The organism is Candidatus Nanopusillus massiliensis (genome assembly GCF_920984865.1).
Window position 1 is genome coordinate 548,691 of the sequence record NZ_OV100765.1, and the last position, 663, is coordinate 549,353.

2 protein-coding genes (1 of these 2 cut by a window edge) are annotated in these 663 nt (G+C 18.9%); both read right to left on the minus strand.

Annotated features, from left to right (window positions below):
- Positions 1–311 precede the first annotated feature (311 nt).
- Entirely contained in the window at positions 312–521 is a 210-nt protein-coding gene (locus LUA84_RS05500) for a Dna2/Cas4 domain-containing protein (RefSeq protein WP_457913390.1), read from the minus strand.
- 127 nt (positions 522–648) lie between these two features.
- On the minus strand, positions 649–663 hold the 3' end of the coding sequence (locus LUA84_RS03650; protein WP_256443614.1) for a CRISPR-associated protein Cas4. It continues 462 nt past the right edge of the window; 15 of the gene's 477 nt are visible here — the last part of the coding sequence; the start codon falls outside the window, past its right edge; its stop codon occupies positions 649–651.

A 663-nucleotide genomic window follows, 5' to 3' on the forward strand; every position in this document is an offset into this window, starting at 1 on the left:
AATACTCTGCATGAAATATCAAATCCATTTATTTTCTAAATATTTATTTATAATAATTTCATTTGTAATAGAATCTTTTCTCAGCAATTAATAGAAAATTATTTGTTGTAAACATCCATCTAAATTTCTCANNNCATGTTTTATTTCTCTTAATTTCTTCCTTCTTTTTTTCAATAACTATTTTTTCTTCAATATTATTTAATTTTTCTTCCAATTCTTTTAGTAAATTTTCTATTTTTTGTTTTTTATTTTTTAATTCTTTTATTTTTTCATATATTTCATTTATATTTTCATATATACTTTTTCTAGTATCAATTTTTATTTCCATTTTTCCAACAGATATTGTAAAAAGCACACATTTTACATTTTTCAGAGAATTTTTTTCCAGGATCTTCTTTTTTATCTATCATATCAATTATTTTATCCTTTATATCAAGTATTTTCTTTATTTCATTATTATTTCTAAACTCTATTTCTATTTTATGATTATCTTTTGCATATAATAGTGTACCCTTTCTTATATTATAATTTGGAAATTAATCCTTCAATAATAAATAATATGAATATAAATGTNNNNTATGTTCCCTTCTAAAAAAACCAGATTTTATTTCATAAGGTATCATATAATTTTTATATATTTCCAATCTATCAATTCTTCCAACT